Source organism: Streptococcus infantis (assembly GCF_047464715.1).
GTDB classification, from domain to species: Bacteria; Bacillota; Bacilli; order Lactobacillales; family Streptococcaceae; genus Streptococcus; species Streptococcus infantis_S.
In genome coordinates, this window is record NZ_JASHBJ010000001.1 from 36,298 (window position 1) to 56,925 (window position 20,628).

The following is a 20,628-nucleotide window of genomic DNA, read 5'->3' on the forward strand; positions in this document are numbered from 1 at the left end:
TAAAAAAGCTTTATTTTTAAAGCTTTTTTGTTTTACCTACTCTTTTCTAAGTATTTTTTAATGGTTTTCAATTCTTCTTTATTCAAGTGCCGATATTGACCTTCTGCTAGGTCAGGGTCTAATAGAAAATCCCCGAACTGAACTCGTTTGAGGGCAATGACCTTGACACCGACAGAGAGGAACATTTTCTTGACCTGGTGAAATTTTCCTTCAGAGATGGTGATGGTGGCTCTACTGTGGCTAAGACTTGAGGCTAGAATTTCAAGCTGAGCAGGTTTACAGACAGTTCCATCAAGAAAGACAATCCCATTTTTGAACTGCTGGATGTGATCTGGTGTGAGCAAGCCGTTCACCTCAACTTGATAAGTTTTATCGACATGATATTGAGGGTGGAGAAGTTGAAAACCTAGAGGGCCATTATCTGTTAGGAGGAGCAACCCTGTCGTATCTCTATCCAATCGACCAATTGCGTAAAGATGAGCCGACTGGAGGTGTTGAGGTAGTAAGTCCATAACCGTTGGGAGCTTCTTGTCCTTGCTTGCTGTCACGACACCATTTGGTTTGTGAAGCATGAGATAGGTGTGCTCATATCCTTGGATTTTTCTACCCTGAAAAATCAACTCTTGTAATCCCGTATCAACATTCTGTGCAAGGGAAGTAGCAGGGACTCCATCTATTAAGATTTCTTTTTTGATAAGAGCCTGTTTCATGGCTTTTCGACTGATTTTTTCCTGGGCTAATAAATTATCTAAACGCATACCAGCCTATCTTATCACAAGTCAGGATTTTTGAAAAGAAAAGATAAGTCATGAATTTTCTTTTGAAAACATTTACACTTACTTGAGTTAAGTCATTTGCTTAAAATTGTGGTATAATTGCTCAGTTAGAAAATAAATTTTTGAATATAACAGAGGAAATCATGACAAAATTAAGAGAAGATATCCGTAATATCGCGATTATCGCCCACGTCGACCACGGGAAAACAACCCTCGTTGACGAATTATTAAAACAATCTGAAACTCTTGACGCACGTACAGAATTAGCTGAGCGTGCAATGGACTCAAACGATATTGAAAAAGAGCGTGGAATTACTATCCTTGCGAAAAATACAGCCGTTGCCTACAACGGAACTCGTATCAACATCATGGATACACCAGGACACGCGGACTTCGGTGGAGAAGTTGAGCGTATCATGAAAATGGTTGATGGTGTTGTTTTGGTCGTAGATGCTTACGAAGGAACCATGCCACAGACTCGTTTCGTATTGAAAAAAGCCTTGGAACAAGACCTTGTGCCTATCGTTGTAGTTAACAAAATCGATAAGCCATCAGCTCGTCCAGCAGAAGTAGTGGATGAAGTTTTGGAACTTTTCATCGAACTTGGTGCAGATGATGATCAGCTTGACTTCCCAGTAGTCTATGCTTCAGCGATCAACGGAACATCTTCATTGTCAGATGATCCAGCAGACCAAGAAAAGACTATGGCGCCAATCTTTGACACCATTATCGACCACATTCCAGCTCCAATCGATAACTCAGATGAGCCTCTTCAATTCCAAGTATCACTTCTTGACTACAATGACTTCGTAGGACGTATTGGTATCGGACGTGTCTTCCGTGGTACAGTCAAGGTTGGGGACCAAGTTACCCTTTCTAAACTTGACGGAACAACCAAGAACTTCCGTGTTACAAAACTCTTTGGTTTCTTTGGTTTGGAACGTCGTGAAATCCAAGAAGCTAAGGCTGGTGATTTGATTGCCGTATCAGGTATGGAAGACATTTTCGTTGGGGAAACAATCACTCCAACAGATGCAGTTGAAGCTCTTCCAGTTCTTCACATCGATGAACCAACTCTTCAAATGACTTTCTTGGTTAATAACTCACCATTTGCTGGTCGTGAAGGAAAATGGGTGACTTCTCGTAAGGTTGAAGAACGTCTTCAAGCTGAGTTACAAACAGACGTATCTCTTCGTGTAGACCCAACAGACTCACCAGATAAATGGACGGTTTCAGGACGTGGGGAATTGCACTTGTCAATCCTTATCGAGACTATGCGTCGTGAAGGTTATGAGCTTCAAGTGTCTCGTCCAGAAGTTATCGTAAAAGAAATTGATGGTGTCAAATGTGAACCATTTGAACGCGTGCAAATCGACACACCAGAAGAATACCAAGGTTCTGTTATCCAAAGTCTTTCTGAACGTAAAGGTGAAATGTTGGATATGATCTCAACTGGTAACGGTCAAACTCGTTTGGTCTTCCTAGTTCCTGCGCGTGGTTTGATTGGATACTCAACTGAGTTCTTGTCAATGACTCGTGGTTACGGTATCATGAACCATACCTTCGACCAATACTTGCCATTGATTCCAGGTGAAATCGGTGGACGTCACCGTGGTGCTCTTGTTTCTATCGATGCTGGTAAGGCAACAACCTACTCAATCATGTCTATCGAAGAACGTGGTACTATTTTTGTTAACCCAGGTACTGAGGTTTACGAAGGAATGATCATCGGTGAAAACTCTCGTGAAAATGACTTGACTGTTAATATCACGAAAGCAAAACAAATGACTAACGTTCGTTCAGCTACCAAGGACCAAACAGCGGTTATCAAAACTCCTCGTATCTTGACACTTGAAGAATCACTTGAGTTCTTGAACGACGATGAGTACATGGAAGTAACGCCTGAATCGATTCGTTTGCGTAAACAAATCCTTAACAAGGCAGAGCGTGAGAAAGCAAACAAAAAGAAAAAATCAGCTGAATAAGAGCTAGAAAGAGATAAAGATGGTCTATCTAATCATAGGGATTTTATTACTCTTACTCTATATCTTTGCGACCCCTCAAAGTATTAAGGGAACAGTCAACGTTGTTATTCTGGTTTTCGGATTGGTTGCTCTCTTGATTTTATTGATGCTGTCGGCTCTACAGATCTTCCAACTTCCAGCAGAAATCTATATAACATTGGGAATGCTGGCTCTTACTTACTTTAGTTTGAGAGATATCAGTCTCATGTCGATTCGAAAGAAGCGCGAAAGTTAAATCTATTCATAACAAAAAACTTCTATCAGCAACTAGTTTGCCGATAGAAGTTTTTATTTGTTACTGTTTTTGTCAGAATAACGGTTGTAGAAATCTACTTTTATCTGGATAAAATGTTCTAATTCACGAAAGAGTTGTAATAGGGTTGCTCGTGTCTCAAACTCTTCTCTAGTTTTAGGGAGAGATCGATTGCGAAACACCTGAAGGTAGCTCTCAATATCATTCAATAAGTCGTAGGCTGGATTGGTTTGACTCAGTTGGCTAGCTGTTTTTGAAAAGAGCTGAGCGACAATCAAACTCTCACTAGCGGCTAGTTGGCATGTGTTAATCTGTTGAGCCATATTTCTTAAGATACGCGTTTGTCTTTGTCGCATCTCGAAGTAGTGGATATGATAATCTGTCTGGTGAAAGAGATGGTCAGAGTGATCGAGGTAAACTAACTTAAGAGCATCCTCAAGTAGTTGATCAAGTTCGTTGACTAGTTGAGCTTGATTTCGACCATCCCCTCTTTTCAGATAGTAAGAAAGCCGTAGAAGAACATCTCTGAGTTTTTCTTCAACAAGAGTATGATAATGTTGAATTTCTTTTTCACGTGAAGGCATATAGAGATTGACCAGAAGTGCAAAGCCAGTACCGATTAGGAAGAGTAAGAGCTCATTCAGTAAAAGTGCTGGTGCTGTTGATTGTTGGATTAAGAGATGGCTGACCAGGACGCTACTAGGAGTAATTCCAATTTCCCAACCCAGTTTATAGGCTAGAGGAACATAGATTGCTAAGTAGAGTCCAAAACTCCAGATATGATAGCCAGTCAGTTGGAAAGTTATGACACCAACCAGAAGAGCAAGGAGAGTTGAAAAAAGGCGATTTCTAGCTAGCTTGATCGTACTTCTTCGAGTATCAGAAAGACTCAAGATAGCAATGATACCAGCTGAAACAGCTGATGACAAATCAAAAAAGTAGGCTAGAAAACAGGCAAAGCAGGTTGCCAGGACTAATTTTAAAGTACGTTGAGTGATAGACATAGAATACTTTCCAAATGAATAATAGTTATACTACTTATTATAAAAGGAATTTTAAATAGGTCAAGACTTCCGACTTGCATATTCTGCAACTGCAGTAAAGAGGACATCTGTCGAAGAATTGAGGGCTGTTTCACAAGAGTCTTGGACAACACCAATGACAAAACCGACTGCAACAACTTGCATGGCAATATCGTTGCTAATACCAAAGAGACTGCAGGCGACAGGGATGAGTAGAAGGGAGCCACCAGCAATTCCAGAGGCTCCGCAGGCAGAGATAGCTGCGACAATACTGAGCACAAAAGCAGTTGCAAAATCAACTGAAATTCCTAAAGTATTAACAGTGGCTAAGGTCAAAACGTTAATGGTAACTGCCGCACCAGCCATATTGATGGTTGAACCTAGTGGAATAGAAACTGTATAAGTATCTGGATTAAGACCGAGATCTTCACAGAGTTTCATATTAACAGGGATATTCGCAGCAGAGCTACGCGTGAAGAATGCTGTAACACCGCTGACACGTAGACATTTCAAAACTAGTGGATAGGGATTTCTCTTCATGAATAGAAAGGCAATCAGTGGATTGATGACTAGAGCCACTATAAGCATAGTTGCAATTAAAAGTCCCAGTAAAATACCATAGTTGGCTAGGCTGGCAATTCCCTGATCCGAAATAGTTTGAAAGACTAATCCGAGGATACCAAAAGGTGCTAAATTAATAATCCAGCCAACAATCTTAGAAACGACATCCGACATGGTTTTCAAAAGATCTTTGCTGTGACTACTAGCCTCTCTCATAGCAATTCCAAAGACAATAGCCCAAGATAGGATACCGATGTAATTAGCTTGGATGATAGCGTTTAGAGGATTGTCAACCAATTTTAATAGAAGATTGCTCAGAACTTGTCCAATACCATTTGGGGAAGTCACTTCAGTTGTTGTGGCAGTTGTTAAGCTAATCTGAATAGGAAAGAGAAAGCTCATGAAAACTGCTACCAGAGTTGCTGCAAAGGTTCCAAGCAAATACAAGAGAATAACAGTTTTTATATTTGTAGTCTTTCCTTTTCGGTGTTGAGAAATAGCATTAGCAACAAGGAAAAATACTAGAATTGGCGCGATTGCCTTGAGTCCACCAACAAAAAGCTCACCTAGGAGTCCAATTCTTGGTAAATTTGGGAAAAGTAATCCAAGTAGAGTTCCAAGAAGTATTCCAATCAGGATTCGTTTGATAAGACTTGATTTATTCCAGGCGTTAATGATTCTTCTCATACACTTCTCTTTTTTGAGTAATAGTAACGATTATAGTATAAAGATACTTGAAAATCAAGCGAAAATGTAAATTTACATAATGAAAACGCATATTTATAAATATCATAGCTCTATCGTTTTGTGGTATAATAATTAGAAAGGAGTTTTACATGCAAGAATTTTTTAGAAGTTATTTTAATAAGCTAGATTTAACAACGGTATTTGAGAATCTCTTAACGAAAGTGATTTCTCTTTTGATTTTATTTGTGCTATTTTACATAGCTAAAAAGCTCCTCCATACGGCTGTCAAAAAAATTGTGAAACCTTCACTTAAGTATTCAAATCGTGATGCAGGAAGACAAAAGACAATCTCTCGTTTATTAGAAAATATTTTTAATTACACTCTTTATTTCTTTTTAGTCTACTGCATTTTGTCTATCCTAGGACTTCCTGTATCAAGTTTACTAGCTGGTGCTGGGATTGCTGGGGTTGCAATTGGTATGGGGGCGCAGGGCTTCTTATCAGATGTTATCAATGGTTTCTTTATTCTCTTTGAACGCCAGTTGGATGTAGGAGATGAAGTTGTTTTGACAAATGGTCCTATTACTGTATCGGGGAAAGTAGTTAGTGTTGGAATTCGAACTACTCAACTAAGAGGCGAAGACCAGGCTCTTCACTTTGTCCCCAACCGTAATATCACTGTGGTTAGCAATTTTTCAAGAGAAGAGTAGAACTGAAATTTCCCTTGATTTATGGTATAATGGAGGGAGTTTGACAGAGGAGAAATGATGGTTTTAGATAAACAATTAGGAAATGGTTGTACCTGGATAAATCTTGATATCGAAAAAATTAAAAATCTTGAAGATTTATCTGAAATCTATGGTTTGGATAAGGAAACCATCGAATATGCTCTGGATAGAAATGAACGAGCCCACATGGACTATAACCGTGAAAATGGGACTGTGACCTTTATCTATAATGTTCTGGACCTTGAGAAAGACAAAGAATACTATGAAGCTATTCCTATGACTTTTATCGTTGAAAACAAACGAATGATTACCATCAGCAACCATAAGAATGCTTATGTCATTGATCAGATGTTAGCTTATCTGGATAGCCATGAGTTGCTTTCTATTTACAAATTTCTTTTTGCTAGTCTAGAAATCATTAGTAACGCCTATTATCCAATCATTGAAAAGATGGATAAGAGTAAAGATGAAGTCAACAGCTTACTTCGTCAGAGAACAACAAAGAAAAATCTCTTCGCCCTCTCTGACTTGGAGACTGGTATGGTTTACTTAACAGCAGCGGCAAAACAAAATCGACTCCTCTTAGAACATATCCAGGGCCATGCTCTTTATCGGAGATTTAATGAAGTCGAACGAGAGCAGTTTGATGATGCAATGATTGAAGCCCATCAGTTGGTGTCTATGACAGACTTGATTTCTCAAGTCTTGCAACAACTCTCATCTTCTTACAACAACATCCTAAACAATAACCTGAATGATAGTTTGACAGTTTTGACTATTATCTCCGTCTTACTAGCAGTACTTGCGGTTATTACAGGTTTCTTCGGAATGAATGTTCCTCTACCATTTACAGAAGAGCCAAATGCTTGGATTTATATCTTAATGGCTAGCTTGATTTTATGGGCAGCCTTATCTCAATGGCTGAAGAAAATTACTAGAAAATAAAAGAGAAGGAGCCAGAATGGCGATTGAAAATTACATGCCAGATTTTGCTGTAGAAGCAGTTTATGATTTGACAGTCCAAAGCCTGAAAAACCAAGGGATCAAAGCTGTTTTGGTGGATTTAGATAACACTCTCATTGCTTGGAATAACCCTGACGGGACTCCAGAGATGAAACGATGGTTGCACGACCTTCGTGATGCAGGGATTCGCATTATCGTAGTCTCAAACAATTCTAAGAAACGTGTTCAACGAGCAGTTGAAAAATTTGGAATTGATTATGTTTACTGGGCTTTGAAGCCTTTCACTTTCGGGATTGATCGAGCGATGAAAGAATTCCACTATGAGAAAAACGAAGTGGTCATGGTTGGGGACCAGCTCATGACAGACATTCGTGCAGCTCACCGTGCAGGAATTCGCTCGATTTTGGTTAAACCCTTGGTGCGGCACGATTCCATCAAAACGCAAATCAACCGAGCTCGTGAACGTCGTGTTATGAAGCAAATCACTGAAAAGTACGGACCTATTACTTATAAAAAAGGAATTTAACTATGGAAGAAATTCTCTGTATTGGTTGTGGAGCAACCATTCAGACGGAAGATAAGACTGGTTTGGGTTTTACACCTCAGTCAGCACTTGAAAAAGGTTTGGAAACTGGAGAAGTTTATTGCCAGCGTTGTTTCCGTCTTCGTCACTATAATGAAATTACAGATGTGCAGTTGACAGATGATGATTTCCTCAAACTCTTGCACGAGGTAGGAGACAGTGATGCCTTGGTGGTCAATGTCATTGATATTTTTGACTTCAATGGCTCTGTTATCCCAGGTTTGCCACGCTTTGTCTCAGGTAATGATGTGCTCTTGGTTGGAAATAAAAAAGACATCTTGCCTAAGTCTGTTAAGGACAGCAAGGTAACACACTGGCTAATGGAGCGTGCTCACGAAGAAGGTCTTCGTCCTGTGGATGTTGTCCTGACTTCAGCACAAAACAAGCATGCTATTAGAGAAGTAATCGACAAGATTGAGCAATACCGTAAGGGACGTGACGTCTATGTGGTCGGCGTGACCAATGTTGGGAAATCAACCCTTATCAATGCCATCATCCAGGAAATCACAGGTGATCAGAATGTCATCACGACATCTCGATTCCCGGGTACAACCTTGGACAAGATTGAGATTCCGCTTGATGACGGATCTTATATCTATGATACACCGGGGATTATACACCGTCATCAGATGGCTCACTACTTGACGGCTAAAAATCTCAAGTATGTCAGTCCTAAAAAAGAAATCAAACCCAAAACCTATCAGCTAAACCCTGAACAAACCCTGTTTTTAGGTGGCTTGGGACGCTTTGACTTTATTGCAGGAGAAAAGCAAGGTTTCACAGCTTTCTTTGACAATGAACTCAAACTTCACCGCACCAAGCTTGAAGGGGCCAGTGTTTTTTACGACAAGCACCTGGGAACCCTTCTCACACCTCCAAATAGCAAGGAAAAAGAAGATTTTCCAAAACTGGTCCAACATGTCTTTACTATCAAGGACAAGACAGACCTAGTTATTTCAGGACTAGGCTGGATTCGTGTAACAGGAACTGCTAAAGTCGCCGTCTGGGCACCAGAAGGCGTCGCAGTCGTCACACGAAAAGCTATTATTTAAACACAGAAAGGAAAGAGTTATCTTTATAAATGTGAGCATGGCGAGCCCATAGAAGATACTTTTCGCTGTGGTGTTAGTTGGTACAAGTGATTGTACCAACTGCGGAAAATTTGAGACCTTAGGCTCAAATTTTAGTCATGAAAGTCCGAAGGACTTTGCTGACGTCCGTCACCACTTCAGAAAAGTATAAAAAACTCTTTTAAAGAAAATATGTCATTAACATCGAAACAACGTGCCTTCCTCAACAGCCAGGCACATACCCTCAAACCCATCATCCAAATCGGGAAGAATGGCCTCAACGACCAAATCAAAACCAGTGTTCGTCAGGCACTTGATGCCCGTGAATTGATCAAGGTTACTCTCTTGCAAAACACAGATGAGAATATCCACGAAGTAGCTGAAATCTTGGAAGAAGAAATCGGTGTGGACACAGTTCAAAAAATCGGACGCATCTTGATTTTGTATAAACAATCAAGCAAGAAAGAAAATCGCAAGATTTCTAAAAAAGTCAAAGAAATCTAAGAACGATACTCCCAAGACTGTTTTTACAGAAGAGTAAAGGAGATTAACCTATGGCAATCGAATTATTAACTCCCTTTACAAAAGTGGAGTTAGAGCCAGAAATCAAGGATAAAAAACGGAAACAAGTCGGTATTTTGGGTGGAAATTTTAACCCTGTTCACAATGCCCATCTGATTGTTGCAGATCAAGTGCGCCAACAGTTGGGATTGGATCAGGTTCTGCTCATGCCCGAATACCAACCACCTCACGTAGATAAAAAGGAAACCATTCCTGAACACCATCGCCTCAAGATGTTAGAATTGGCGATTGATGGAATCGAAGGTCTAGCTATTGAGACCGTAGAACTAGAGCGTAAGGGTATTTCCTACACCTACGACACCATGAAGCTTCTAACAGAGAAGGATCCAGATACAGATTACTATTTCATTATCGGTGCAGATATGGTAGACTATCTGCCTAAATGGTATCGAATTGATGAGTTGGTGGAACTAGTTCAGTTTGTAGGGGTTCAACGTCCACGTTACAAGGCAGGGACTTCTTACCCAGTTATCTGGGTAGATGTACCTCTTATGGATATTTCATCCAGCATGGTGCGTGATTTCATTGCCCAAGGACGCACACCTAACTTTCTCCTACCTAAGCCTGTATTAGACTATATCGAGAAAGAAGGACTTTACTAATGGCATACCAGGACTATATTAACTGTTCCCGTGAGGAATTATTGAAAAAAATGGCAGAGCTTCTACCCGAGAAACGTTTGACCCATTGTTTGGGTGTAGAGCGCGCAGCTATTGAATTAGCAGAGCGATTCGGAGTGGATGCCGAGAAAGCAGGTCTAGCAGGGCTCCTTCATGACTATGCTAAAAAGTTGTCAGACCAGGAATTTCTAGACTTGATTGACCGTCATCAGCTAGATCCTGACCTCAAAAACTGGGGCAATAATGTCTGGCATGGTATGGTTGGCATCTACAAGATTCAGGAAGATTTGGATTTGCATGATCCTGAAATCCTACGTGCTATTGAAATCCATACGGTAGGAGCTAGTCAGATGACAGACCTTGACAAGGTTATCTACGTCGCAGACTATATCGAGCACAATCGTACCTTTCCAGGTGTGGACCAGGCGCGTGAGATTGCTGAACTATCACTAAATAAGGCGGTAGCTTACGAGACAGCTCATACCGTGGAGCATTTAGCTCATCAGAGATTGCCTATCTATCCCCAAACCCTTGAAACCTATAACGCCTATGTGCACTATTTGAAAGAGGACTAAATGAACGAAAAAGAATTACTAGAACTAGTCGTGAAAGCGGCTGATGAGAAACGTGCGGAGGATATTCTCGCACTTGACGTGCAAGAATTGACCAGCGTGACAGACTATTTTGTTATCACTAGCTCTATGAATAGCCGTCAGTTGGATGCTATCGCTGATAATATCCGTGAAAAAGTAGCTCAAGCAGGCTTTAAAGGTAGCCATGTTGAAGGCGATGCAGCTGGTGGCTGGGTCTTACTTGACCTCGGTGGTGTCGTAGTGCATATCTTCTCAGAAGAAATGCGTGCCCACTATAACCTAGAAAAACTATGGCATGAGGCTGCCTCTGTAGACCTCTCAGAAACTTTATAGTCTCTTCCTTTATCTTTTATTACGGCGTTAACTCATTTTGCCTAACTTTAGTTATGCCTGCAATTCGTTGCCTAGTACTAAAAGTAAACGAAAAGACTATAGCGTTACAATTGAACTCAGTTGCAGTCAACTGGGTTTTATTTGCTTATTTTAGAAAAATTGATTGAAAGGTAAGAGCGTCGTGTTTTGTTCATCTTGAAACTGAACACGAGCTAAAAGCTGCGAGAAAAAGATAAACTTTCTTTGTATCTGACGATACAGCAGAAAGTTTCCTATTTTCTCCTTGCTTTTAACGCTCTTTGTATCTTAATTATGGCTACTTATGAAACTTTTGCGGCTGTTTACGATGCAGTCATGGATAATAGTTTATACGACAAGTGGACGGATTTTTCCCTCCGTCATTTGCCTAAGACTAAGGAGAGAAAGAAACTCTTGGAGCTGGCTTGTGGTACAGGCATCCAGTCCGTTCGCTTTTCTCAAGCTGGTTTTGATGTGACTGGGCTTGATTTAAGCTCGGATATGTTGAAGATTGCTGAAAAGAGAGCAGCTTCAGCCAAGCAAAAGATTGATTTCATTGAAGGCAATATGCTGGATTTATCCAAGGCAGGTAAATACGACTTTGTGACCTGCTACTCTGACTCTATCTGCTATATGCAGGACGAAGTGGAGGTTGGAGACGTCTTTAAGGAAGTTTATAATGCCCTCAATGAAGATGGTGTCTTTATCTTTGATGTGCATTCGACCTACCAGACTGATGATGTCTTCCCAGGCTATTCTTATCATGAAAATGCGGAAGACTTCGCTATGCTTTGGGATACCTACGAGGACGAAGCTCCACATTCTATCGTGCATGAGTTGACCTTTTTTATCAAGGAAGCGGATGGTTCCTTTAGTCGTCATGATGAGGTGCATGAGGAGCGTACATACGAAGTTTTGACCTATGATATTTTACTGGAGCAGGCTGGTTTCAAATCCTTCAAACTCTACGCAGACTTTGAGGATAAGGAGCCTACAGATACCAGTACTCGTTGGTTTTTTGTGGCACAAAAATAGGAGAATATCATGACCATTACAGGTATTATCGCAGAGTTCAATCCTTTTCATAATGGCCACAAATACCTGCTGGAACAGGCAGATGGGCTGAAAATCGTGGCCATGTCTGGGAATTTCATGCAGAGAGGAGAGCCTGCTATCGTGGATAAGTGGACTCGGGCCCAGATGGCGCTGGAGAATGGAGCAGACTTGGTAATAGAATTGCCCTTTTTAGTCAGTGTACAAGCAGCGGATTTCTTTGGACAAGGGGCAGTATATATATTGGCTCGTTTGGGAATTGATACTCTAGCCTTTGGGACAGAGGAAGTTCTGGATTATCAAAAGATCGCTGACTTATATGCAGAGCGTGGTCAAGAGATGGAAGATTTTGTGGATAAACTGCCTGACTCCCTCTCCTACCCTCAGAAAACCCAAGCTATGTGGAAGGAATTTGCAGGCCTTGATTTTTCTGGTGATACGCCCAATCATGTCCTTGCTCTCGCTTATGCCAAGGCAGTTGCTGGGAGAGATATCAAACTTCATCCAATTCAACGTCAGGGAGCTGGATACCATTCTGTGGACAAGGATGTGGACTTTGCATCTGCAACAGCCCTCCGTCAGCATCAATCAGACCAAGATTTCTTAGAACGCTTTATGCCAACTGTTGAGCTGTTTGAAAATGCTAGTAAGGTGAGCTGGGAAGATTATTTTTCACTCTTACGCTATCAAATCTTGTCAAATCCTGACCTAACTAACATTTATCAGGTCAATCAAGAAATGGCAGTGCGGATCAAGGATGCCATTAAAACAGCTAAGTCTGTTGACGAATTGGTCGGGGTAGTTGCTACCAAACGGTACACAAAAGCGCGTGTGCGACGCCTCTTGACCTATATCTTGGTGCAAGCCAGAGAAAGTGACTTGCCAGAAGGTATTCACGTCCTTGGGTTTACCGAAAAAGGCAGACAACATCTCAAGTCCCTGAAAGAGCAGGTCCATTTAGTTAGTCGAATCGGCAAAGAACCCTGGGATGCGATGACCCAAAAGGCAGACCAGATCTACCAACAAGGACACCCAAGTATAGCTGAGCAGAATTTCGGAAGAGCGCCGATTAGAATAGAAACAAACTAAGTCTACTGTGAGGTGGACTTTTTTCTTATTTTTTGCAAAAAAATTCTTTTATAAAATAGTTAGGTTTAAGAAGCTTATTTTACTAAGGAAAATGAAGATATTGCTCCTAAAAATAACTAAAACAACTTCCATTTAAGGTTTGTTAAAAATATTTTTTTGTGGTAAAATGTATAAGAATGCATGTCATTCAGATAAACAAATAAATTGAGGTAAAAACATGGAAATTATGGCGATTGTTATAGTTGTTTTTGCCGTCATCATTGGTTTAGTCATTGGATATGTCAGCATCTCAGTCAAGATGAAATCATCACAAGAGGCTGCAGAGTTGATGCTTTTAAATGCTGAACAAGAAGCAACTAATTTACGAGGACAAGCTGAGCGCGAAGCGGATTTATTACTCAATGAAGCTAAAAGCGAAAGCAAATCCCTTAAAAAAGAAGCACTATTGGAGGCTAAAGAAGAAGCCAGAAAATACCGCGAAGAAGTGGACGCTGAATTTAAGTCGGAGCGTCAAGAACTCAAGCAAATCGAAAGTCGTTTGACGGAGAGAGCTACGAGCCTTGACCGTAAGGACGATAATTTGACGAACAAAGAAAAAACACTTGAACAAAAAGAACAAAGTATTTCTGATAGAGCAAAAAACCTTGATGCACGTGAAGAGCAACTAGAGGAAATTGAAAAGCAAAAGCAAGCTGAACTTGAGCGTGTCGGAAGTCTGACACAGTCAGAGGCGAAAGATATTATCTTAGCCCAAACAGAAGAAGACTTGACAAAGGAAATTGCTAGCCGCATTCGTGAGGCAGAGCAAGAAGTCAAGGAACGTTCAGATAAGCTTGCTAAGGATATCTTGTCCCAAGCCATGCAGAGAATTGCTGGTGAGTATGTAGCTGAGTCTACCAACTCAACAGTTCATCTGCCTGATGATACCATGAAAGGTCGTATCATTGGTCGTGAAGGGCGTAACATCCGTACCTTTGAAAGTTTGACAGGGGTTGATGTCATCATTGATGATACGCCAGAAGTGGTAACCTTGTCAGGTTTTGATCCTATCCGCCGTGAGATTGCCCGTATGACGATGGAAACCTTGCTCAAGGATGGACGTATTCACCCAGCTCGTATCGAAGAGTTGGTTGAGAAAAACCGTCAAGAAATTGATAACCGTATTCGTGAATATGGTGAAGCCGCAGCCTATGAAATCGGGGCACCGAACCTTCACCCAGACTTGATGAAGATCATGGGTCGCTTACAGTTCCGTACTTCATACGGACAAAATGTCTTGCGTCACTCGATTGAGGTGGCTAAGTTGGCTGGTATCATGGCTAGCGAACTTGGTGAAAATGCCGCACTTGCTCGTCGTGCAGGATTCCTCCACGATATCGGGAAAGCTATTGACCGTGAGGTAGAAGGCAGCCACGTTGAGATTGGTACAGAATTGGCTCGTAAGTACAAGGAGCATCCAGTTGTGATCAATACAATTGCTAGTCACCACGGAGATGTAGAGCCTGAAAGTGTAATCGCAGTTATCGTTGCTGCAGCGGATGCTTTAAGTGCAGCCCGTCCAGGAGCTCGTAGCGAATCACTTGAAAGCTACATCAAACGTCTCCATGATTTGGAAGAAATCGCTAATAGCTTTGAAGGAGTTCAAAATAGCTTTGCCCTTCAAGCCGGTCGTGAAATCCGTATCATGGTGAACCCAGGTCAAATCAAGGACGACAAGGTCACAATCTTAGCTCACAAAGTTCGTGAGAAAATTGAAAGTAATCTCGATTACCCAGGAAATATCAAGGTAACCGTGATTCGTGAACTTCGTGCAGTTGATTATGCAAAATAAATAAGAAAGAGCAGTTGAAAAATTACTGCTTTTTTGTTACACTAGATAGAAAGATTGTAGTAAGCAGAAATGGCTTTACATAGTGAATTCTGATGAATTTTCAAGTCATTTCACAAACTATCCAAAGGAGACATCATGGCAGACCGTGGCTTACTAATCGTTTTTTCAGGTCCTTCAGGAGTTGGAAAAGGAACGGTTAGACGAGAAATTTTTGAGAGTTCTGAAAATCAATTCCAATATTCTGTATCTATGACAACGCGGGCGCAACGTCCAGGTGAAGTAGACGGTGTTGATTATTTCTTCCGTACGCGTGAAGAATTTGAAGAATTGATCCGTCAAGGACAGATGTTAGAGTATGCAGAGTATGTGGGTAACTACTACGGTACTCCTCTGACCTATGTCAATGAAACCCTTGATAAGGGAATCGATGTCTTCCTTGAAATTGAAGTACAAGGGGCTCTCCAGGTCAAGAAAAAAGTTCCAGATGCAGTCTTTATCTTTTTGACACCACCAGATTTGGAAGAATTGCAAGACCGTCTCGTAGGCCGTGGTACAGATAGTGCAGAAGTGATCGCACAGCGTATCGAAAAAGCCAAAGAAGAAATTGCTTTGATGCGTGAGTATGACTATGCTATTGTCAATGACCATGTTCCTCTGGCCGCAGAACGTGTCAAACGTGTGATTGAAGCAGAACATTTCCGTGTAGATCGTGTTATCGGTCACTATCAGGATATGCTACCAAAGTCTCCGACTATTCGATAAACTATAGAAAACAGGTACAAACAAATGATGCTTAAACCCTCTATCGATACCTTACTTGACAAGGTTCCATCAAAATATTCACTCGTAATCTTGGAAGCAAAACGTGCTCACGAATTAGAAGCTGGAGCAACTCCAACACAAGAATTCAAATCTGAAAAATCTACACTTCGTGCCTTGGAAGAAATTGAATCAGGGAATGTAACCATCCACCCAGATCCAGAAGGAAAACGAGAAGCTGTTCGTCGTCGTATCGAAGAAGAAAGACGATTGAGAGAAGAAGAAGAAAAGAAAATCAAAGAGCAAATCGCGAAAGAAAAAGAAGAAGGTGAAAAAATTTAAGGTTGGGGGGACTCAATCTTATTTTTTCTATTGCAAGAATACTCAATCAATTGGAACGATTTAAGAAGAGAAGGAGGTGAGGATATGGCTATTGCAAAAATCATTGTCGATGTTCCCTTGATGCAGACGGACCAACCCTATAGTTACAAGATTCCTGAAGAATTTAAAGATATGTTGGAAGTCGGCATGCGAGTCCACGTTCCCTTTGGAAAGGCCAATCGCTTGATTCAAGGGATAGTTCTTGGAATTGAACAAGAAAATGATGAGGAAGTGGCAGACGATGACTTGAAAGAGATTGCTGAGGTGCTGGATTTTTCTCCTGTTTTAACGGAGGAACAACTCTGGCTAGCTGAAGAACTACGTAAGTCAGTTTTTTCATACAAAATTTCTATTCTAAAAGCTATGCTTCCTGGGTTTTTGAACTCTAGCTATGATAAGATCCTCTATCCTCTGGAAGGCTTGAGTCAAGAAGACAGACATCGTTTGTTTGGTATGCAGGAGTCTTTAGCATTTTCATCTCTCGACCTAGAAAAGCAAGCTGAGATGATGCGTTTGACCCGAAAAGGGCTCTTGAAGCTAGAGTATCAGGCTGTAGACCAGAAGAAAGTTAAGACGCAGTCTTGGGTTGAAGTGAATCGTGACAAACTAGAAAAGCTAGAAATCTCAAACCGTGCCAAGAAGAAATTGGAACTGCGAGATTATTTAGTAGCACATCCAGAAAGTACCCCTTTGGCTACTTTGTTAGAACATTACTCACGCGAACAAGTTAACTTCTTTGTGGAACATGGTGCTATCACCATCGTGCAAAAGGAAGTCCAACGTTCAGCTGCCTACTTTGAAGGAATTGAATCTAGCCAATCTTTAGAGTTAAATCCAGAACAAAAAGAAGCCTGTGAGGCGGTTGTTGGAGCGATTGGGAAAGAACATCCTCCATTTCTTCTACAAGGAATCACAGGAAGTGGGAAAACGGAGGTTTACTTGCAGATTATCCAAGGAGCCTTGGATATGGGGAAAACAGCTATCGTTTTAGTCCCAGAAATCTCTTTGACACCTCAAATGACAGAGCGTTTCATTGCTCGTTTTGGTGATAAAGTAGCCATTCTCCATTCAGGTTTATCCAATGGTGAAAAGTATGACGAATGGCGCAAGGTGGAGCGAGGAGAAGCCCAGGTAGTTGTTGGTGCTAGGTCTGCCATTTTTGCACCTTTGAAAAATCTAGGGGTAATCATTATCGATGAGGAGCACGAGGCCAGCTACAAGCAAGACAGCAATCCTCGTTATCATGCTAGAGATGTGGCCATTTTAAGAGCTCAGCACAATCAAGCTGCTCTAGTCCTTGGTTCTGCAACACCGAGTCTAGAAAGCCGTGCGCGTGCTGGCAAGGGTGTTTATCAACATCTCCGCCTGACGCAAAGGGCCAATCCTTTAGCCAGTATTCCTGAAGTTCAAGTGATTGACTTTCGGGACTATATCGGGCAAAATGAAACATCTAACTTTACACCACCACTAATTGAGGCTATTCAAGATCGATTGGATAAAAAAGAGCAGGTTGTTCTCATGCTCAATCGTCGTGGTTATTCTAGCTTTGTCATGTGCCGGGAATGTGGGACCGTGGATACCTGTCCAAACTGTGATATTTCCTTGACGCTGCATATGGATACTAAGACTATGAATTGTCATTATTGTGGTTTTTCTAAGGAGATCCCTCATGTCTGTCCAAACTGTCAGAGTCGTAGCATTCGCTATTATGGAACGGGGACACAGAAGGCTTATGATGAGCTAGCGGAACTCTTTCCAGAGGCACGCATTCTACGCATGGATGTGGATACAACTCGTAAAAAGGGAAGTCACCAAGCTTTACTTGAACAATTTGGCAATGGTGAGGCGGACATATTGCTAGGAACCCAGATGATTGCCAAGGGCTTGGATTTTCCAAATGTGACCTTGGTTGGTGTTCTCAATGCGGACACAGCCTTGAACCTGCCTGATTTCCGTTCTTCTGAGAGAACCTTCCAACTCTTGACCCAGGTGGCAGGTCGCGCCGGTCGTGCTGAAAAGGCTGGACAGGTTTTGATTCAGTCCTATAATCCTCAGCACTATGCTATACGATTTGCCAAGGACCAGGACTACGAAGGTTTCTATGCCTATGAAATGGGCATCAGACGTCAGTTGGGTTATCCACCTTATTATTTTACTATTGGAATCACCTTATCTCATAAAAAAGAAGAAGAGGTTCTTAGACGTGCTTATCAAGTCATGGAGATTTTGCGGTCAGGTTTATCGGATGCTAGTGTAATTCTAGGTCCGACGCCAAAACCTATCGCTCGTACTCATAACCTCTATCATTACCAAATTTTGATTAAATACCGTTTAGAAGATGAGTTGGCTTCTACCCTTAATCAGGTCTTAGCCCTAACTCAAGAACGTGAAAATAGCGAACTTCGTCTCAGTATTGACCACGAACCGCAACAATTTTTATAGAAGGAGAAAAGATGACAAAACTAATCTTTATGGGAACTCCCAATTTTTCAGCAACTGTTTTAAAGGGGCTTTTGTCAGATGACCGCTACGAGATTGTAGCTGTTGTAACACAACCAGATCGCGCAGTTGGGCGTAAAAAAGTCATCCAAGAAACCCCAGTGAAACAAGCTGCCAAAGAGGCAGGCCTACCTATCTACCAACCAGAAAAATTATCAGGTAGTCCAGAAATGGAAGCTATCATGAATTTGGGAGCTGACGGGATTGTGACTGCAGCTTTTGGACAATTTCTCCCAAGTAAACTCCTTGATAGCATGGATTTTGCAGTCAACGTTCATGCTTCGCTTCTTCCAAAGCACCGTGGTGGAGCTCCTATCCATTATGCCTTGATTCAAGGTGATGAAGAAGCAGGAGTAACCATTATGGAAATGGTCAAGGAAATGGATGCAGGGGACATGATTTCTCGTCGCAGTATTCCCATTACTGACGAGGACAATGTTGGTACCTTGTTCGAAAAATTGGCCATTGTTGGGCGTGATTTGCTTTTGGATACTCTACCTGATTATATAGCTGGTGAAATTCAGCCTCAACCGCAAGATCCAAACCAAGTAACTTTCTCACCAAATATTAAACCAGAGGAAGAAAAATTGGACTGGAACAAGACCAACCGTCAACTTTTCAACCAAATCCGTGGGATGAATCCATGGCCAGTTGCTCATACCTTCCTCAAGGGAGAACGCTTCAAAATCTATGAAGCTTTGCCTGTAGAAGGTCAGGGGAATCCGGGTGAGATACTCTCCATCGGTAAGAAAGAATTGATTGTCGCAACGGCAGAAGGAGCTCTATCTCTCAAACAGGTTCAACCAGCAGGAAAACCTAAAATGGACATTGCTTCCTTCCTCAACGGTGTTGGACGAAGTTTGGCTGTAGGAGAACGATTTGGTGACTAAAGTAGAAACGGCTAGAAACTTAGCCTTAAAGGTGCTAGAGGATGTCTTTGCCAATCAAGCCTACTCCAATATCGCCTTAAATAAACACCTCAAGGGAAGTCAACTGTCAGTAACTGACAAAGGTTTGGTGACAGAGCTTGTTTATGGAACCGTAGCTCGTAAACTGACTTTAGAATGGTATTTGTCTCACTTTATTGAAGATAGAGACAAGCTAGACAGCTGGCTCTATGTTTTGCTTCTCATGAGCGTCTATCAACTCCAATACTTGGATAAGCTTCCTGATCATGCAGTGGTCAATGAAGCGGTAGAAATTGCTAAACTTCGTAAAAAAGGTAGCGAAAAATTGGTCAATGCAGTCCTTCGCCGTATCTTGCGAGAAGGTTTGCCAGATATTGCTAGTATCAAGCGTAAGAACAAGCGTGATTCTATCGCCTACTCTTTGCCAGTGTGGTTAGTTTCTAAGCTCAAGGAAGAGTATGGAGAAGAGCGAGCGCAAGCGATTTTTGAAAGTCTTTTGCAACGCAATAAAGCCAGTATCCGGGTGACAGATTTGAGCCGAAAAGAGGAAATTAAAGCTCTGCTTGATGCAAGTGATTCTGCTTTATCAGCTTCTGGTCTGGTTAAAGAGCAGGGGCATTTTGCTGGTCATGACTTGTTTGCTGAAGGTGCTATTACCATTCAGGATGAGTCTAGTCAACTGGTTGCTCCAACTCTTGATTTACAAGGAGAGGAGCAGGTTTTGGATGCTTGTGCAGCTCCAGGTGGGAAAACAGCCCATATGGCCTCTTATCTCACGACAGGTCAGGTAACAGCTCTGGATCTCTATGATCATAAACTCACTTTGATTCAAGAGAATGCCCAGCGTTTAGGCGTAGCAGACCGTGTTCAAACACAAAAATTGGATGCCCGAAAGGTTCACGAGTTTTTTGGTAAGGATCAATTTGATAAGATTCTTGTTGATGCCCCTTGCTCAGGAATTGGTCTATTGCGTCGGAAACCAGATATCAAATACAACAAAGACACTGCTGATTTCGCGTCATTACAGGAAATTCAGTTGGAAATATTAGGTAGTGTTTGTCAAACGCTACGTAAAGGTGGTATAATAACTTATAGTACCTGCACTATTGTCTCTGAGGAGAACTTTCAAGTGGTTCAAGCATTTTTAGAAAGTCATCCAGAGTTCGAGCAGGTTAAACTAGAACACGAATGCAAGGATATCCTAAAAGATGGCTGCATCCTCATCACTCCAGAATTATATGGAAGTGATGGATTCTTTATCAGCCAATTTCGTAAGATATCCAATTAGGAAGGAA

General features: G+C 41.5%; 21 protein-coding genes. 18 read left to right on the plus strand and 3 right to left on the minus strand.

Annotated elements, in window-relative coordinates; genetic code table 11:
- Positions 1-32: 32 nt before the first annotated feature.
- Positions 33-758, minus strand: coding sequence for a pseudouridine synthase (locus QM419_RS00290; RefSeq protein WP_414277503.1), 726 nt, complete (start codon positions 756-758; stop codon positions 33-35).
- A 161-nt stretch (positions 759-919) separates the two neighbouring features.
- Between QM419_RS00290 and typA the strand changes: the two genes are divergently transcribed.
- Together typA and QM419_RS00300 are read left to right on the plus strand one after the other, a co-directional pair.
- Positions 920-2,761 carry a translational GTPase TypA gene (typA, locus tag QM419_RS00295; RefSeq protein WP_414277504.1) on the plus strand — a complete coding sequence of 614 codons (1,842 nt, stop codon included), beginning with the start codon at positions 920-922 and terminating at the stop codon, positions 2,759-2,761.
- Between the two features lie 19 nt (positions 2,762-2,780).
- The gene (locus tag QM419_RS00300) at positions 2,781-3,035 is read left to right on the plus strand and encodes a DUF3165 family protein (RefSeq protein ID WP_414277505.1); all 255 of its coding nucleotides are present in this window, start codon (positions 2,781-2,783) and stop codon (positions 3,033-3,035) included.
- 53 nt (positions 3,036-3,088) lie between these two features.
- On the opposite strand, the gene QM419_RS00305 is transcribed toward QM419_RS00300, so the two are convergent.
- Together QM419_RS00305 and sstT are read right to left on the minus strand one after the other, a co-directional pair.
- On the minus strand, positions 3,089-4,057 hold the full coding sequence (locus QM419_RS00305) for an aromatic acid exporter family protein (protein ID WP_414277506.1): 969 nt from the start codon (positions 4,055-4,057) through the stop codon (positions 3,089-3,091).
- A 60-nt stretch (positions 4,058-4,117) separates the two neighbouring features.
- Positions 4,118-5,323 (minus strand): serine/threonine transporter SstT, encoded by a 1,206-nt coding sequence (gene sstT / locus QM419_RS00310; RefSeq protein ID WP_414277507.1) that lies wholly within the window; start codon positions 5,321-5,323, stop codon positions 4,118-4,120.
- A gap of 149 nt (positions 5,324-5,472) precedes the next feature.
- On the opposite strand from sstT, the gene QM419_RS00315 reads away from it, so the two are divergent.
- The 16 genes from QM419_RS00315 (at position 5,473) to rsmB (ending at position 20,621) form a co-directional block, all read left to right on the plus strand.
- On the plus strand, positions 5,473-6,033 hold the full coding sequence (locus QM419_RS00315) for a mechanosensitive ion channel family protein (RefSeq protein WP_414277508.1): 561 nt from the start codon (positions 5,473-5,475) through the stop codon (positions 6,031-6,033).
- Positions 6,034-6,090: 57 nt separating this feature from the next.
- Complete coding sequence (locus QM419_RS00320; RefSeq protein ID WP_414277509.1) at positions 6,091-6,996, plus strand: magnesium transporter CorA family protein; 906 nt, start codon at positions 6,091-6,093, stop codon at positions 6,994-6,996.
- A 16-nt stretch (positions 6,997-7,012) separates the two neighbouring features.
- Complete coding sequence (locus QM419_RS00325) at positions 7,013-7,540, plus strand: YqeG family HAD IIIA-type phosphatase (RefSeq protein ID WP_414277510.1); 528 nt, start codon at positions 7,013-7,015, stop codon at positions 7,538-7,540.
- 2 nt (positions 7,541-7,542) lie between these two features.
- Positions 7,543-8,649, plus strand: a complete 1,107-nt coding sequence (yqeH, locus tag QM419_RS00330; RefSeq protein ID WP_414277511.1) for a ribosome biogenesis GTPase YqeH — start codon at positions 7,543-7,545, stop codon at positions 8,647-8,649.
- A gap of 210 nt (positions 8,650-8,859) precedes the next feature.
- Positions 8,860-9,171 (plus strand): ribosome assembly RNA-binding protein YhbY, encoded by a 312-nt coding sequence (gene yhbY / locus QM419_RS00335; RefSeq protein WP_000060171.1) that lies wholly within the window; start codon positions 8,860-8,862, stop codon positions 9,169-9,171.
- 50 nt (positions 9,172-9,221) lie between these two features.
- Positions 9,222-9,851, plus strand: coding sequence for a nicotinate-nucleotide adenylyltransferase (locus tag QM419_RS00340; protein ID WP_414277512.1), 630 nt, complete (start codon positions 9,222-9,224; stop codon positions 9,849-9,851).
- Positions 9,851-10,444, plus strand: coding sequence for a bis(5'-nucleosyl)-tetraphosphatase (symmetrical) YqeK (gene yqeK, locus QM419_RS00345; protein ID WP_414277513.1), 594 nt, complete (start codon positions 9,851-9,853; stop codon positions 10,442-10,444). The genes QM419_RS00340 and yqeK overlap by 1 nt, the downstream gene beginning before the upstream one ends.
- Positions 10,445-10,795 carry a ribosome silencing factor gene (gene rsfS, locus QM419_RS00350; RefSeq protein WP_414277514.1) on the plus strand — a complete coding sequence of 117 codons (351 nt, stop codon included), beginning with the start codon at positions 10,445-10,447 and terminating at the stop codon, positions 10,793-10,795.
- Positions 10,796-11,107: 312 nt separating this feature from the next.
- Positions 11,108-11,848, plus strand: a complete 741-nt coding sequence (locus tag QM419_RS00355; RefSeq protein ID WP_414277515.1) for a class I SAM-dependent DNA methyltransferase — start codon at positions 11,108-11,110, stop codon at positions 11,846-11,848.
- Between the two features lie 9 nt (positions 11,849-11,857).
- Positions 11,858-12,955, plus strand: a complete 1,098-nt coding sequence (locus QM419_RS00360) for a nucleotidyltransferase (protein WP_414277516.1) — start codon at positions 11,858-11,860, stop codon at positions 12,953-12,955.
- A 217-nt stretch (positions 12,956-13,172) separates the two neighbouring features.
- On the plus strand, positions 13,173-14,786 hold the full coding sequence (locus QM419_RS00365) for a ribonuclease Y (protein WP_414258778.1): 1,614 nt from the start codon (positions 13,173-13,175) through the stop codon (positions 14,784-14,786).
- A 135-nt stretch (positions 14,787-14,921) separates the two neighbouring features.
- The gene (gene gmk / locus QM419_RS00370; RefSeq protein WP_000775049.1) at positions 14,922-15,548 is read left to right on the plus strand and encodes a guanylate kinase; all 627 of its coding nucleotides are present in this window, start codon (positions 14,922-14,924) and stop codon (positions 15,546-15,548) included.
- Between the two features lie 24 nt (positions 15,549-15,572).
- Entirely contained in the window at positions 15,573-15,887 is a 315-nt protein-coding gene (gene rpoZ, locus QM419_RS00375; protein WP_004251389.1) for a DNA-directed RNA polymerase subunit omega, read from the plus strand.
- Between the two features lie 84 nt (positions 15,888-15,971).
- Positions 15,972-18,368, plus strand: a complete 2,397-nt coding sequence (locus tag QM419_RS00380) for a primosomal protein N' (protein WP_414277517.1) — start codon at positions 15,972-15,974, stop codon at positions 18,366-18,368.
- 11 nt (positions 18,369-18,379) lie between these two features.
- The gene (gene fmt / locus QM419_RS00385) at positions 18,380-19,315 is read left to right on the plus strand and encodes a methionyl-tRNA formyltransferase (protein WP_414277518.1); all 936 of its coding nucleotides are present in this window, start codon (positions 18,380-18,382) and stop codon (positions 19,313-19,315) included.
- Positions 19,308-20,621 (plus strand): 16S rRNA (cytosine(967)-C(5))-methyltransferase RsmB, encoded by a 1,314-nt coding sequence (rsmB, locus tag QM419_RS00390; protein WP_414277519.1) that lies wholly within the window; start codon positions 19,308-19,310, stop codon positions 20,619-20,621. The genes fmt and rsmB overlap by 8 nt, the downstream gene beginning before the upstream one ends.
- Positions 20,622-20,628: the final 7 nt, after the last annotated feature.

What these genes read in the sequence shown, in the direction of transcription:
- QM419_RS00290 (WP_414277503.1), bottom strand. Translation starts at nt 758, where the DNA reads ATGCGTTTAGATAATTTATTAGCCCAGGAAAAAATCAGTCGAAAAGCC.
- typA (WP_414277504.1), top strand. Translation starts at nt 920, where the DNA reads ATGACAAAATTAAGAGAAGATATCCGTAATATCGCGATTATCGCCCAC.
- QM419_RS00300 (WP_414277505.1), top strand. Translation starts at nt 2,781, where the DNA reads ATGGTCTATCTAATCATAGGGATTTTATTACTCTTACTCTATATCTTT.
- QM419_RS00305 (WP_414277506.1), bottom strand. Translation starts at nt 4,057, where the DNA reads ATGTCTATCACTCAACGTACTTTAAAATTAGTCCTGGCAACCTGCTTT.
- sstT (WP_414277507.1), bottom strand. Translation starts at nt 5,323, where the DNA reads ATGAGAAGAATCATTAACGCCTGGAATAAATCAAGTCTTATCAAACGA.
- QM419_RS00315 (WP_414277508.1), top strand. Translation starts at nt 5,473, where the DNA reads ATGCAAGAATTTTTTAGAAGTTATTTTAATAAGCTAGATTTAACAACG.
- QM419_RS00320 (WP_414277509.1), top strand. Translation starts at nt 6,091, where the DNA reads ATGGTTTTAGATAAACAATTAGGAAATGGTTGTACCTGGATAAATCTT.
- QM419_RS00325 (WP_414277510.1), top strand. Translation starts at nt 7,013, where the DNA reads ATGGCGATTGAAAATTACATGCCAGATTTTGCTGTAGAAGCAGTTTAT.
- yqeH (WP_414277511.1), top strand. Translation starts at nt 7,543, where the DNA reads ATGGAAGAAATTCTCTGTATTGGTTGTGGAGCAACCATTCAGACGGAA.
- yhbY (WP_000060171.1), top strand. Translation starts at nt 8,860, where the DNA reads ATGTCATTAACATCGAAACAACGTGCCTTCCTCAACAGCCAGGCACAT.
- QM419_RS00340 (WP_414277512.1), top strand. Translation starts at nt 9,222, where the DNA reads ATGGCAATCGAATTATTAACTCCCTTTACAAAAGTGGAGTTAGAGCCA.
- yqeK (WP_414277513.1), top strand. Translation starts at nt 9,851, where the DNA reads ATGGCATACCAGGACTATATTAACTGTTCCCGTGAGGAATTATTGAAA.
- rsfS (WP_414277514.1), top strand. Translation starts at nt 10,445, where the DNA reads ATGAACGAAAAAGAATTACTAGAACTAGTCGTGAAAGCGGCTGATGAG.
- QM419_RS00355 (WP_414277515.1), top strand. Translation starts at nt 11,108, where the DNA reads ATGGCTACTTATGAAACTTTTGCGGCTGTTTACGATGCAGTCATGGAT.
- QM419_RS00360 (WP_414277516.1), top strand. Translation starts at nt 11,858, where the DNA reads ATGACCATTACAGGTATTATCGCAGAGTTCAATCCTTTTCATAATGGC.
- QM419_RS00365 (WP_414258778.1), top strand. Translation starts at nt 13,173, where the DNA reads ATGGAAATTATGGCGATTGTTATAGTTGTTTTTGCCGTCATCATTGGT.
- gmk (WP_000775049.1), top strand. Translation starts at nt 14,922, where the DNA reads ATGGCAGACCGTGGCTTACTAATCGTTTTTTCAGGTCCTTCAGGAGTT.
- rpoZ (WP_004251389.1), top strand. Translation starts at nt 15,573, where the DNA reads ATGATGCTTAAACCCTCTATCGATACCTTACTTGACAAGGTTCCATCA.
- QM419_RS00380 (WP_414277517.1), top strand. Translation starts at nt 15,972, where the DNA reads ATGGCTATTGCAAAAATCATTGTCGATGTTCCCTTGATGCAGACGGAC.
- fmt (WP_414277518.1), top strand. Translation starts at nt 18,380, where the DNA reads ATGACAAAACTAATCTTTATGGGAACTCCCAATTTTTCAGCAACTGTT.